This window comes from Salmonella sp. 741265055_HSA, assembly GCF_046569525.1.
In the GTDB taxonomy this organism is placed as follows: domain Bacteria; phylum Pseudomonadota; class Gammaproteobacteria; order Enterobacterales; family Enterobacteriaceae; genus Salmonella; species Salmonella enterica.
Genome location: NZ_JBKFSQ010000011.1, coordinates 56505 through 69464 on the forward strand (window position 1 = coordinate 56505; position 12960 = coordinate 69464).

Consider the following 12960-nt stretch of genomic DNA (forward strand, 5'->3'; position numbering starts at 1 on the left):
ACGCTAAAGCGCGCAAACATGGTCTTTTTTTCAAGAAAAGGCGGGAAAAAGCGGGAAATGCGGACGACATCACATCGGCCTATTAGTAGAAACTGTGAACGCTATCACGTTCATCTTTGCCTTGTTGCCAGCGGCTCATTTTCCTGTCAGTAACGAGAAGGTAGGTCTTTGAGGGCTTTTTTAGACTGTACGCAATGACTCTAAGAAGGACCTGATTATGACTTTTCGCCATTGTGTCGCGGTTGATCTCGGCGCATCCAGCGGGCGCGTGATGCTGGCGCGTTACGACAGCAAACACCGTACCCTGACGCTACGTGAAATTCACCGTTTTGTGAACTGCCTACAAAAAACAGACGGGTTTGACACCTGGGACATCGACAGTCTGGAAAAGGATATCCGTCTTGGTCTGAAGAAAGTCTGCAATGAAGGCATTCTTATCGACAGCATCGGTATCGACACCTGGGGCGTCGATTATGTCCTGCTGGATAAACAAGGTCAGCGTGTCGGCCTGCCGGTCTCCTACCGCGATAACCGTACCACGGGCATCATGTCGCAAGCGCGGGTCCAGATCGGCAAAAGCGAGATCTATCGCCGCAGCGGGATTCAGTTTCTGCCGTTTAACACCATCTATCAGCTACGCGCGCTGACGAAGCAACAGCCTGAGTTAACGGCGCAGGTCGCTCATGCGCTGCTGATGCCCGATTATTTCAGCTACCGCCTGACCGGTGAAATGAACTGGGAATACACCAACGCCACGACCACCCAGTTGGTCAATATCAATACCGATGACTGGGACGAGACCCTGCTGGCGTGGACTGGCGCGAAAAAGAGCTGGTTCGGCCGCCCCTCGCACCCTGGCAATGTTATCGGCGACTGGATTTGCCCGCAGGGCAACCGTATTCCGGTGGTAGCCGTCGCCAGCCACGATACCGCCAGCGCCGTTATTGCCTCTCCGCTGGCAAATAAACATAGCGCTTACCTGTCTTCAGGCACCTGGTCGTTGATGGGTTTTGAAAGCAAAATGCCCTACACCACTGACGAGGCGCTGGCTGCCAATATCACCAACGAAGGCGGCGCGGAAGGGCGTTATCGGGTACTGAAAAACATTATGGGTTTGTGGCTGCTCCAGCGTGTGCTGAAAGAACGGCGCATTACCGATCTGCCTGCGCTTATCGCCCAAACAGAAGCGCTGCCGGCCTGCCGTTTCCTGATTAACCCGAATGACGATCGCTTTATCAATCCTGACGATATGCGCGCTGAAATCCAGGCCGCCTGTCGCGAGACCGACCAGCCCGTTCCCGTCAGCGATGCCGAACTGGCGCGCTGCATTTTCGACAGTCTGGCGCTGTTGTATGCCGACATTCTGCACGAACTGGCAAATCTGCGCGGCGAAAAATTTACCCAACTGCATATTGTCGGCGGCGGATGCCAAAACGCGCTACTCAACCAGTTGTGCGCCGATGCATGTGGCATTCGCGTGATGGCCGGGCCGGTTGAAGCCTCCACCCTTGGCAATATTGGTATTCAGCTTATGACCCTCGACGAATTAAACAACGTCGATGACTTCCGTCAGGTCGTCAGCGCTAACTACGACCTGACAACCTATATCCCTAATCCTGATAGTGAAATTGCCCGCCACGTTGCGCAGTTTCAACCCAAACGACAGACAAAGGAGCTTTGCGCATGACCACTCAACTGGAACAAGCCTGGGAACTGGCAAAACAACGTTTCGCCGCAGTAGGTATTGATGTCGAGGAGGCGCTGCGCCAGCTCGATCGCCTGCCGGTTTCCATGCACTGCTGGCAGGGCGACGATGTTGCCGGATTCGAGAACCCGGAAGGTTCGTTGACGGGCGGAATTCAGTCAACCGGCAACTATCCGGGCAAAGCGCGTAACGCCACCGAACTGCGCGCCGATCTGGAACAGGCGCTGCGTCTGATCCCAGGACCAAAACGGCTGAACCTGCATGCCATTTATCTTGAGTCGGATACGCCGGTTGCCCGTGACCAGATCAAACCGGAGCATTTTAAACACTGGGTGGAGTGGGCGAAAGCGAACCGGCTGGGGCTGGATTTCAACCCTACCTGTTTTTCTCATCCACTGAGCGCTGACGGTTTTACCCTCTCTCATCCCGACGCGAAAATTCGCCAGTTCTGGATCGATCACTGCAAAGCCAGCCGCCGCGTCTCGGCATACTTTGGTGAGCAGCTCGGTACGCCGTCGGTGATGAACATCTGGATCCCGGACGGCATGAAAGACATTACCGTCGACCGTTTAGCCCCGCGCCAGCGCCTGCTGGAAGCGCTGGATGAGGTCATTAGCGAGAAATTCGACCCGGCGCACCACATCGACGCCGTCGAAAGCAAACTGTTTGGCATCGGCGCGGAAAGCTACACCGTCGGCTCCAATGAGTTCTACATGGGCTACGCCACCAGCCGTCAGACCGCGCTGTGCCTGGATGCGGGCCACTTCCATCCCACTGAAGTGATTTCCGACAAAATTTCCGCCGCCATGCTCTATGTGCCACGGCTGCTGCTGCACGTCAGCCGCCCGGTACGCTGGGATAGCGACCACGTGGTGCTCCTGGACGATGAAACCCAGGCAATTGCCAGCGAGATCGTCCGTCATAACCTGTTCGACCGTGTGCATATCGGTCTGGATTTCTTCGACGCCTCTATCAACCGTGTCGCCGCGTGGGTTATCGGTACCCGCAACATGAAAAAAGCGCTACTGCGCGCTCTGCTGGAACCCACAGATCAACTGCGTCAGCTTGAGGCCAGCGGCGATTACACCGCGCGTCTGGCGCTGCTGGAAGAGCAAAAATCTCTGCCGTGGCAGGCCGTCTGGGAAATGTATTGCCAGCGTCACGACACGCCGGCTGGCAGCCAGTGGCTGGACAGCGTTCGCGCCTACGAAAAAGAGATCCTGAGCAAACGTAGCTGACAGCGACACCTGATCTGTAGGCCGGATAAGACGCCCGCGTCGCCATCCGGCAATAAATGAAACACGATTGCCGGATGGCGCTGCGCTTATCCGGCCTACGTAAGACCCGAATAACCTTCGGGCAATAAATGGGAACACGAACATGCAAAATATTACCGATTCCTGGTTTGTCCAGGGCATGATTAAAGCTACGTCTGATGCGTGGCTGAAAGGGTGGGACGAACGTAATGGCGGTAACCTGACGCTGCGTCTGGATGAAGCAGACATCGCGCCTTTTGCGGCTAATTTCCACGAAAAACCACGCTATATCGCGCTAAGTCAACCCATGCCGCTGCTGGCGAATACGCCGTTTATCGTTACCGGTTCCGGCAAATTCTTCCGCAACGTGCAGCTCGATCCGGCAGCTAATTTAGGCGTGGTCAAAATCGACAGCGACGGCGCAGGCTACCACATTCTGTGGGGCTTAACCCACGACGCGGTCCCCACCTCTGAACTCCCGGCGCATTTCCTCTCCCACTGCGAACGCATCAAAGCCACCCACGGCAAAGACCGCGTCATTATGCATTGCCATGCGACTAACCTGATCGCCCTCACCTACGTACTGGAAAACAACACTGCGCTGATCACCCGCAAACTGTGGGAAGGCAGCACCGAATGCCTGGTGGTATTCCCGGACGGTGTCGGCATTCTGCCGTGGATGGTGCCAGGCACCGATGAAATCGGCCAGGCCACCGCGCAAGAAATGCAGAAACATTCGCTGGTACTGTGGCCGTTCCACGGCGTGTTCGGAAGCGGACCTACGCTGGATGAAACCTTCGGTTTGATAGATACCGCAGAGAAATCCGCTGAGGTATTAGTCAAAATCTATTCGATGGGCGGTATGAAGCAGACCATCACGCGCGAAGAACTGGTCGCACTCGGCAAACGATTTGGCGTGACACCGCTGGCCAGCGCCGTAGCGCTGTACTGATACCTCCCAACTCAACGCCGGATGCGGCTTTGCCTTATCCGGCCTACAGGTCGGTGCGCATTTTACCGTAGGCCCGATAAGCGTAGCGCCATCGGGCAACAGGGAATTTTTTTAAGGAGAATAGTGATGAGCTTTATGTTGGCACTGCCAAAAATTAGCCTGCATGGCGCTGGAGCGATTGCCGATATGGTGAACCTTGTGGCGAATAAGCAATGGGGCAAAGCGCTGATCGTTACCGATGGTCAACTGGTAAAGCTGGGCCTGCTGGATAGCCTGTTTAGCGCACTGGATGAACATCAAATGTCTTACCACCTGTTTGATGAGGTGTTCCCAAACCCGACAGAAGAGCTGGTGCAGAAAGGTTTTGCGGCGTATCAGAGCGCAGAATGTGACTACATTATCGCCTTCGGCGGCGGCAGCCCGATCGATACCGCTAAAGCGGTGAAAATTCTGACCGCCAACCCAGGTCCATCTACCGCCTACTCCGGCGTCGGCAAAGTGAAAAACGCCGGCGTACCGCTGGTAGCGATTAATACTACGGCAGGTACCGCGGCAGAGATGACCAGCAACGCGGTGATTATCGACTCTGCCCGTAAGGTCAAAGAGGTGATCATCGACCCGAATATCATCCCGGATATTGCCGTGGATGACGCTAGCGTCATGCTGGAAATCCCGGCTTCTGTGACCGCCGCAACCGGCATGGATGCCCTGACCCATGCGGTGGAAGCCTATGTCTCCGTTGGCGCGCACCCGCTCACCGACGCTAACGCGCTGGAAGCGATTCGCTTAATCAATGTGTGGCTACCGAAAGCGGTTGACGATGGTCATAACCTCGAAGCCCGTGAGCAAATGGCATTCGGCCAGTACCTGGCGGGTATGGCGTTCAACAGCGCCGGTTTGGGGCTGGTTCACGCGCTGGCGCACCAGCCTGGCGCAACCCACAATCTGCCGCACGGCGTCTGCAACGCTATCCTGCTGCCAATTGTCGAGAACTTTAACCGTCCGAACGCCGTCGCGCGTTTTGCCCGCATCGCACAGGCGATGGGCGTGGAGACGCGCGGTATGTCTGACGAAGCCGCAAGTCAGGAAGCGATTAACGCTATCCGTACGCTGAGCAAACGCGTCGGCATTCCAGACGGTTTCAGCAAATTGGGCGTCACAAAAGAAGATATCGAAGGCTGGCTGGATAAAGCCCTCGCCGACCCGTGCGCGCCGTGTAACCCGCGCACCGCCAGCCGCGATGAAGTTCGCGAGCTGTACCTGGAGGCGTTATGATCCGCAAAGCCTTTGTGATGCAGGTAAATGCCGACGCGCACGAGGAGTATCAGCGTCGTCATAACCCAATCTGGCCGGAGCTGGAAGCCGTATTAAAATCTCACGGCGCGCATCACTACGCGATTTATCTCGATCAGGAGCGCAATCTGCTGTTCGCCACCGTTGAGATTGAATCCGAGGAGCGCTGGAACGCCGTTGCCAGCACCGACGTTTGCCAGCGTTGGTGGAAACATATGCGTGACGTTATGCCCGCGAATCCGGATAACAGCCCGGTCAGCGCAGAGCTAAAAGAGGTGTTCTATCTGCAGTAAGTCGTGTGCCCGGTGGCGCAAGCTTACCGGGCCTACGGTTTTATTTTTTGTAGGCCGGATAAGGCGGTTACGCCGCCATCCGGCAATTTCAATTCTGCTCCGCTACCAGGATAGCCTGAGTATCCGGTTCCAGCGCTTTAAAGATATGCGCCTGGTCGCCGGGATAACAAATGTAATCGCCCTCCGCCAGCTCTTCCGGCGCCTCGGTTAAGCCGACAAGGGCTTTTCCCTGCGTCACAATAATATGTTCCACCGACCCCGGCGGATGCGGGTGAGAGATCCGGTCGGCCCCCGGCTGCGTCAACAGCAGATAGATATCACGCCGCGCGCCGGGCGGACACGCCGCCAGTAATATCGCCTGATAATGCGCCTGCTCCGCCACGACTTTGGTGCCTTCTCCGCGGCGAATCACCTGCGTTTTTTGTACCTGCGGCTCCAGCAGCCTGGCAAAGGGAATGTCGAGCGCGACGCATAGCGACCATAACGTCTCCAGGCTGGGGTTGCCGTTCCCTGCTTCCAGTTGTGAAAGCGTAGATTTAGCGATGCCTGCGCGCCGCGCAATCTCCGCCAGCGACAGTCCGGTTCGCTGGCGTTCGCGTACCAGGCTTCTGGCAATGACGCTAATAGGTTGTGTCATAAAGCATCCAACGTTCACTATAACGAACGAAATGTTCGTCTTGTAAAGCAAATCTGTTCCGTTCATTATAATGAAAATTCGTTCGATATGACTAAAGAAGATGAAACACTATTTTTCCTGTCTCAAAGGAGACACGATAAAAGCGATATTTTTAGTGTGCCTGGCCGTGGGCGTCGTCGGCATGTCCTATGGCTCACTGGCGATGGCCTACGGTTTCCCACTGTGGGTGCCGTTTGTCCTCTCTATTTTTGTACTGGCGGGTGCGTCCGAATTTATGTTTATCGGCATTGTTGCCAGCGGCGGCAATCCGTTAGCGGCGGCGGCGGCAGGACTGCTGGTGAATGCGCGCCACGTGCCGTTTGGCGTAACGGTGCGCGATTTGGTTGGCACCCGCGCTGCCAGCTTTTTCGGCTGCCATATTATGAATGATGAGAGCGTGGTGTTCGGCCTGTCGCAAAAAACACCCGAACAACGTAAAGCCGCCTACTGGCTATGCGGTCTGGGCGTCGCCCTATTCTGGCCGATTGGCACACTGATTGGCGCAGGTGTCGGCAAACTGCTCCCGGCCCCAGAAACCATCGGTCTGGATGCCGTATTCCCGGCAATCTTACTGGCGCTGGTGATCCCGGCGTTTAAAAACCGCACCACATTGATTCGTGGTTGCAGCGGCGCCGCGCTGTCGCTTGCCGCCGTTCCCTTTGTGGCGGCCGGATTGCCGGTGTTGCTTTCGCTGCTTGGCCTACTGGCGAGGAAAAAATAATGGGCAATATGACGCTATTTATTATCGGTATTGCTCTTTTGTCTGCGGGAACCTATTTGATGCGCCTCGGCGGCGCGAAACTTGGCAGCCGTCTGGCGCTGTCTGAGCGCTCACAGGCGCTGCTCTCGGATGCGGCAACGGTGCTGCTATTCTCCGTCGCGCTGGCGACCACCTTTTACGAAGGCGAACACTTCGCTGGCATGGCGCGCGTTCTTGGGGTTGGCTTCGCCGTATTTTTAGCCTGGCGTAAAATGCCGCTTATTGTGGTGATTATCGCCGCCGCGGTAGTGACCGCGTTATTACGAATGGCGGGTATTAATTAACGTCTTACAGAACAGTTGGACGTGACACCCTATAAGTGATGAAGGCTGGGCCGCCCTATGCTGAAGTGGCTCAGAATTTTCGCATCAGGCGGGATAAATGCTTTCCATATAAATGCCGATCCTCAATGACACTACCAGTACCTTCCAGCGTGACGTCAACATCTTGTGATAGCTTCAGATTACTGGTTTTTCTAATAGCTCTCTTTAGTTAATGTTTACGTCAGCTATTTTTACGGATATTGCCTGATGAAGAATACATAAACGAAAAAAGCGCCTGATCGGCGCTTTTTATTGGCGTTATAGCGTAATTTTATAGGCACTTGCGCCAGCCTGCGCGCAGTTAATGTGCCGTCACTCAACGCAGGCGATTATAATCATCCACCATCTCGTTATAACTTCTCAACGCCGCCGGATAAGAATCCGCAACCATCCATCCTGTTGCAGGGTCCTGCACCCGTTTCTTTTCAAAATCAGAATATTGAACATTGTCTCTGATGCGACGAATATATTTTTTAGCTTTTAGCTGATAATCCGCTGCAGAATTAACGAAAGGAAAATTCCGTCCATCAGTATCCGACTGTTTCAATTGCGCAATCATTGTTTCCAGTTCCGCGACTTTTTTCATCATCGCTTCGGCATCAAAGGTATCGGCAGAAATAACCTTGTTGATCTGCTTTGCCGAAATCATGACAGCCAGAGAATAATAGTTAAATGTTTTACCTTCCGATTCTTCTATTTTCTTCAACTGTGTCAATTGCCGCTTGTCATTTATTTCCTGAATAGCCTCATGATATTTTTCCGAGACGGGTTTAAAATCCTCGATATTCTTCAGTAATGTCTGATGCAGCGCCTTACCTTTAGCAAAGGCATCATCTTTATAGTTTTCCTGGGTATAATATTTTTCCATTTCGTTAATGGTATTACCCAGCGCGGCGGCGCTATCAATATAGCTAACGGCAACGCCATCAATAGGCTCAAGTAATGGCGTTAAGGCGGCCACCTGTTTCATCTCTTTCTGGCAATTCGTTATGTAAGACTCCGTAATACCATAAATGCCATAAACCAGGCTCTCTTTCCCTGTCGGACCTTTTTTAAAGTCTTTCACCCAATCCGCGTAACGCGCCAGACTGTGCTGGACGGGCAATTGAAGTTTATTAAAACAATCGATATAGACATCCATTTTTTCACTATAAACTTCTTCAGCGTCAACCTCCGGCTGAGCTGGCGTTTCTGGCTTCGCCGCCGGGGGCTGAGTTGCCGATTCTGGCTTCGCTGCTGGGGGCTGCGCTGGACTTTCGCCAGATTGCGTTTCCGGCGTCTGAGAAGGCGCTGGCGTCGCAGGCTGACTGCTGGCGGCCGGCGTCGCCTCGGTTTTAACATTATTGTCATCACATCCTGTTGCGCCCAGGGTCATTAGCGCAATGATTATCGCTGAGGATAATAAATTCCTTTTCATTTAATTGCCTTTTGTATATTTACGTTGGGGTTCTGTTATTTTAACGAAAATATGGCCTCGCCACTATACGTGATTCCGTTATTAAGAGAAGCTGTAAAATCCAGAAAATATATATTTTATATGCCATCATTCTACATAAAATATATATTAAATTAATAATATATATTTTACGCAAATGTAGAGGGTACTATTTTAGTCTGCGATTAACCGCTGCGGATGGGTATAAATGGTCGCCCGACCCGGCTTACAGAACCCCACCAGCGTAAGATTACACCGTTCAGCGACGTCAACCGCGAGCGTAGTGGCAGCAGAAACCGCAAACAAAATTTCCACACCGCACATCGCCGACTTCTGCACCATTTCGTAACTCGCACGACTGGAAACCAGCGCCGCGCCTTGCCGCCATTCCTCACCCTCCGTGGCGCGGCGGCCGAGCAGTTTATCCAGCGCAACGTGGCGTCCGACATCTTCATGGCCCCCCGCCAGTTCACCCGACGGCATGACCCACGCCGCAGCGTGCGTACAACCCGTCAGCTTACCCGTCGGTTGAAAATCATTCAGATGTTTTAACGCGCGATCAAGGTTACCGAGATTAAACGTTTGGCTAAACGGCAGCGGTTGCACCGGCTTACCGATGTCATTGAGCTGTTCCACGCCACACACGCCGCAACCGGTGCGTCCAGCCAGCGCGCGACGACGCGCTTTCAGCCCCATAAATCGACGGCTGGAAAGATCAATCTGCACTTCAAGTCCGTTACAGGACGGCACAACGTCCATGCCATAGATTTCACGCGGGCTGTCAATGATCCCTTCCGACAGAGAAAACCCTATTGCGAAATGCGTCAGATCTTTCGGAGAAGCCATCATAACGACATGCGAAATACCGTTATACACCAGTGCCACTGGCACTTCCTCGGCAACATCATCAAGTTGGGGGGACTGCAAATCCTCGCGTTTCCAGAGAGTCAACTGGCGTGAGGTTGTGAAATCAGTCACATTTAGGACTTCTTCAGACAGTATATTGTTCACTTTCTTTTAACCATATAAGAACACACACACCAACATTATGGTATTCTGTTACAACTCCTCCCGGATGGAGGAAAATTTATCCAATTCTGAACCTTTGCGGGCCCGTCCGCAAAGAAAAATAACAACCACTCCCTGAGCGTTTCGGATAGAGAAATGTGAAAGAGAAGTGACAATGTCGAAACAAGGAGCAAACCATGCAGGTCAGCAGAAGGCAGTTCTTTAAGATCTGCGCTGGCGGTATGGCAGGCACCACGGCGGCGGCACTGGGCTTCGCGCCCGGCGTAGCGCTAGCGGAAACACGGCAATATAAACTGCTGCGCACCCGCGAAACCCGTAACACCTGCACCTACTGTTCCGTTGGCTGCGGGCTGTTGATGTACAGCCTCGGCGACGGTGCGAAAAACGCCAAAGCATCTATTTTCCATATCGAAGGGGACCCGGATCATCCGGTAAGCCGTGGCGCGCTGTGCCCGAAAGGGGCCGGTCTGGTGGACTTTATCCACTCTGAAAGCCGCCTGAAATTTCCGCAATACCGCGCGCCGGGTTCAGATAAGTGGCAACAGATCAGTTGGGAAGACGCGTTTGACCGCATCGCTAAACTGATGAAGGAAGATCGCGACGCCAACTATCAGGCGCAGAACGCCGAAGGCGTTACCGTTAACCGCTGGCTCACCACCGGGATGCTGTGCGCTTCCGCATCCAGTAACGAGACGGGTTATTTAACGCAAAAATTCTCCCGCGCGCTGGGTATGCTCGCGGTCGACAACCAGGCGCGTGTCTGACACGGACCAACGGTAGCAAGTCTTGCTCCAACATTTGGTCGCGGTGCGATGACCAACCACTGGGTCGACATCAAGAACGCCAACCTCGTCGTGGTGATGGGCGGTAACGCCGCAGAAGCTCACCCGGTCGGGTTCCGCTGGGCGATGGAAGCCAAAATTCACAACGGCGCGAAGCTGATTGTGATCGATCCGCGCTTTACACGTACCGCGTCGGTGGCCGATTTCTATGCGCCAATACGCTCTGGTACTGACATTGCCTTCTTATCAGGCGTGATGCTGTATCTGCTGACCAACGAAAAATACAACCGTGAATACACCGAGGCCTATACCAATGCCAGCCTGATCGTGCGTGAAGATTTTGGCTTCGATGATGGTCTGTTCACCGGTTATGACGCAGACAAGCGGCAGTACGATAAAACCAGTTGGCACTATGAGCTGGACGAAAACGGTTTTGCCAAACGCGATACGACACTGCAACACCCGCGCTGTGTCTGGAATCTGTTGAAACAGCATGTCTCACGCTATACGCCGGACGTGGTAGAAAATATCTGCGGTACGCCGAAAGCGGACTTCCTGAAAGTGTGCGAGTACATTGCAGAAACCAGCGCAAAAGATAAAACCGCGTCGTTCCTGTACGCGCTGGGCTGGACGCAGCATTCCATCGGCGCGCAGAACATCCGTACTATGGCGATGATCCAGCTTCTGCTCGGTAACATGGGGATGGCGGGCGGCGGCGTTAACGCCCTGCGCGGTCACTCCAACATTCAGGGACTGACCGACTTAGGACTGCTGTCGCAAAGTCTGCCGGGCTACCTGACGCTACCGAGCGAAAAACAGACCGACCTGCAAACCTATCTGGCTGCCAATACGCCGAAGCCATTGTTGAAGGATCAGGTCAACTACTGGGGCAACTATCCGAAATTCTTCGTCTCAATGATGAAGGCCTTCTTTGGTGATAAAGCGACAGCGGAAAATAGCTGGGGCTTTGACTGGCTACCGAAGTGGGACAAAGGGTACGACGTGTTGCAGTACTTCGAGATGATGAAACAGGGCAAGGTCAACGGCTATATCTGCCAGGGCTTTAACCCGGTGGCCTCATTCCCGAACAAAAACAAAGTGGTCGCGTCGCTTTCCAAACTGAAGTACCTGGTGACTATCGATCCGCTCAACACCGAAACGTCCACCTTCTGGCAAAACCACGGTGAGTCGAACGACGTTGATCCCGCAAAAATCCAGACCGAAGTGTTCCGTCTGCCTTCCACCTGTTTTGCCGAGGAAAATGGTTCCATCGTTAACTCCGGTCGCTGGTTACAGTGGCACTGGAAGGGCGCGGACGCCCCGGGAATTGCCATGACCGACGGCGAAATCCTCGCCGGTATCTTCTTACGCCTGCGTAAGATGTACTCTGAACAGGGCGGCGCCAACCCGGAACAGGTGTTGAATATGACCTGGAACTACACCAAACCATACGAACCCGCCTCTGAAGAAGTGGCGATGGAAAGTAACGGTAAAGCGCTGGCCGATCTTATCGACCCGGCAACCGGCGCGGTGGTGGTGAAGAAAGGTCAACAGCTCAGTTCGTTCGCGCAACTGCGCGATGACGGTACGACGTCCAGCGGCTGCTGGATTTTCGCCGGTAGCTGGACGCAGGAAGGCAACATGATGGCGCGTCGTGATAACGCCGACCCGTCTGGTCTCGGCAACACGCTGGGCTGGGCCTGGGCATGGCCGCTTAACCGCCGCATCCTCTATAACCGCGCCTCCGCCGATCCGCAGGGTAATCCCTGGGACCCGAAACGTCAGCTACTGAAATGGGAAGGCGGAAAATGGGCCGGATGGGATATTCCGGACTACAGCGCCGCCGCGCCCGGCAGCGACGTCGGACCGTTTATCATGCAGCCGGAAGGGATGGGTCGCCTGTTTGCTATCGATAAGATGGCGGAAGGGCCGTTCCCGGAACACTACGAGCCGTTTGAAACGCCGCTGGGCACTAACCCGCTGCACCCGAACGTTATCTCTAACCCTGCCGCCCGTATCTTTAAAGACGATGCCGACGCGCTGGGTAAAGCGGATAAGTTCCCGTATGTCGGAACCACTTACCGTCTGACCGAGCACTTCCACTACTGGACCAAGCACGCGTTGCTTAACGCTATCGCCCAGCCGGAACAGTTTGTGGAAATTGGCGAGAAGCTGGCGAATAAGCTCGGCATCGCGCATGGCGATACCGTGAAGGTCTCCTCGAACCGCGGCTATATCAAAGCCAAAGCGGTGGTGACCAAGCGTATTCGCACGCTGAAAGCGGACGGCAAGGATATCGATACCATCGGTATTCCTATTCACTGGGGCTACGAAGGCGTGGCGAAAAAAGGTTTTATAGCCAATACGTTAACGCCTTTCGTCGGTGATGCGAACACGCAAACGCCGGAGTTTAAATCCTTCCTTGTGAACGTGGAAAAGGTGTAACGGAGACGACC

Annotated in this window: 11 protein-coding genes; 8 read left to right on the forward strand and 3 right to left on the reverse strand. The window is 54.2% G+C overall.

Annotated elements, in window-relative coordinates; genetic code table 11:
* Window positions 1-217: 217 nt before the first annotated feature.
* The 5 genes from rhaB (at window position 218) to rhaM (ending at window position 5499) form a co-directional block, all read left to right on the forward strand.
* Window positions 218-1687, forward strand: a complete 1470-nt coding sequence (gene rhaB / locus ACLD4K_RS08510; RefSeq protein WP_411011690.1) for a rhamnulokinase — start codon at window positions 218-220, stop codon at window positions 1685-1687.
* Window positions 1684-2943, forward strand: coding sequence for an L-rhamnose isomerase (locus ACLD4K_RS08515; RefSeq protein ID WP_411011691.1), 1260 nt, complete (start codon window positions 1684-1686; stop codon window positions 2941-2943). Before rhaB ends, ACLD4K_RS08515 begins: the two co-directional genes overlap by 4 nt.
* A gap of 142 nt (window positions 2944-3085) precedes the next feature.
* Window positions 3086-3913: a rhamnulose-1-phosphate aldolase gene (gene rhaD, locus ACLD4K_RS08520; protein WP_001179685.1), complete on the forward strand. Its 828-nt coding sequence runs from the start codon at window positions 3086-3088 to the stop codon at window positions 3911-3913.
* A gap of 126 nt (window positions 3914-4039) precedes the next feature.
* The gene (gene fucO / locus ACLD4K_RS08525; protein WP_411011692.1) at window positions 4040-5188 is read left to right on the forward strand and encodes a lactaldehyde reductase; all 1149 of its coding nucleotides are present in this window, start codon (window positions 4040-4042) and stop codon (window positions 5186-5188) included.
* A complete protein-coding gene (gene rhaM / locus ACLD4K_RS08530) occupies window positions 5185-5499 on the forward strand; it encodes an L-rhamnose mutarotase (protein WP_000619478.1) in 315 nt (104 codons plus the stop codon). The genes fucO and rhaM overlap by 4 nt, the downstream gene beginning before the upstream one ends.
* 88 nt (window positions 5500-5587) lie before the next feature.
* On the opposite strand, the gene ACLD4K_RS08535 is transcribed toward rhaM, so the two are convergent.
* Window positions 5588-6136: a helix-turn-helix domain-containing protein gene (locus tag ACLD4K_RS08535; RefSeq protein ID WP_001517951.1), complete on the reverse strand. Its 549-nt coding sequence runs from the start codon at window positions 6134-6136 to the stop codon at window positions 5588-5590.
* 100 nt (window positions 6137-6236) lie between these two features.
* Here ACLD4K_RS08535 and ACLD4K_RS08540 point away from each other — a divergent pair, with 100 nt between their 5' ends.
* Together ACLD4K_RS08540 and ACLD4K_RS08545 are read left to right on the forward strand one after the other, a co-directional pair.
* Window positions 6237-6896, forward strand: coding sequence for an AzlC family ABC transporter permease (locus ACLD4K_RS08540; RefSeq protein ID WP_000683586.1), 660 nt, complete (start codon window positions 6237-6239; stop codon window positions 6894-6896).
* A complete protein-coding gene (locus tag ACLD4K_RS08545) occupies window positions 6896-7219 on the forward strand; it encodes an AzlD domain-containing protein (RefSeq protein ID WP_000527677.1) in 324 nt (107 codons plus the stop codon). The genes ACLD4K_RS08540 and ACLD4K_RS08545 overlap by 1 nt, the downstream gene beginning before the upstream one ends.
* A gap of 355 nt (window positions 7220-7574) precedes the next feature.
* Here ACLD4K_RS08545 and ACLD4K_RS08550 read toward each other — a convergent pair whose 3' ends face one another.
* A complete protein-coding gene (locus tag ACLD4K_RS08550; protein ID WP_411011693.1) occupies window positions 7575-8675 on the reverse strand; it encodes a DUF3829 domain-containing protein in 1101 nt (366 codons plus the stop codon).
* A gap of 192 nt (window positions 8676-8867) precedes the next feature.
* The gene (gene fdhD, locus ACLD4K_RS08555; protein WP_001059739.1) at window positions 8868-9704 is read right to left on the reverse strand and encodes a formate dehydrogenase accessory sulfurtransferase FdhD; all 837 of its coding nucleotides are present in this window, start codon (window positions 9702-9704) and stop codon (window positions 8868-8870) included.
* Between the two features lie 194 nt (window positions 9705-9898).
* Here fdhD and fdnG point away from each other — a divergent pair, with 194 nt between their 5' ends.
* Window positions 9899-12949, forward strand: coding sequence for a formate dehydrogenase-N subunit alpha (gene fdnG / locus ACLD4K_RS08560; RefSeq protein WP_411011694.1), 3051 nt, complete (start codon window positions 9899-9901; stop codon window positions 12947-12949).
* Window positions 12950-12960: the final 11 nt, after the last annotated feature.

Coding starts and splice junctions, on each gene's coding strand:
- rhaB (WP_411011690.1), top strand. CDS start 218: ATGACTTTTCGCCATTGTGTCGCGGTTGATCTCGGCGCATCCAGCGGG.
- ACLD4K_RS08515 (WP_411011691.1), top strand. CDS start 1,684: ATGACCACTCAACTGGAACAAGCCTGGGAACTGGCAAAACAACGTTTC.
- rhaD (WP_001179685.1), top strand. CDS start 3,086: ATGCAAAATATTACCGATTCCTGGTTTGTCCAGGGCATGATTAAAGCT.
- fucO (WP_411011692.1), top strand. CDS start 4,040: ATGAGCTTTATGTTGGCACTGCCAAAAATTAGCCTGCATGGCGCTGGA.
- rhaM (WP_000619478.1), top strand. CDS start 5,185: ATGATCCGCAAAGCCTTTGTGATGCAGGTAAATGCCGACGCGCACGAG.
- ACLD4K_RS08535 (WP_001517951.1), bottom strand. CDS start 6,136: ATGACACAACCTATTAGCGTCATTGCCAGAAGCCTGGTACGCGAACGC.
- ACLD4K_RS08540 (WP_000683586.1), top strand. CDS start 6,237: ATGAAACACTATTTTTCCTGTCTCAAAGGAGACACGATAAAAGCGATA.
- ACLD4K_RS08545 (WP_000527677.1), top strand. CDS start 6,896: ATGGGCAATATGACGCTATTTATTATCGGTATTGCTCTTTTGTCTGCG.
- ACLD4K_RS08550 (WP_411011693.1), bottom strand. CDS start 8,675: ATGAAAAGGAATTTATTATCCTCAGCGATAATCATTGCGCTAATGACC.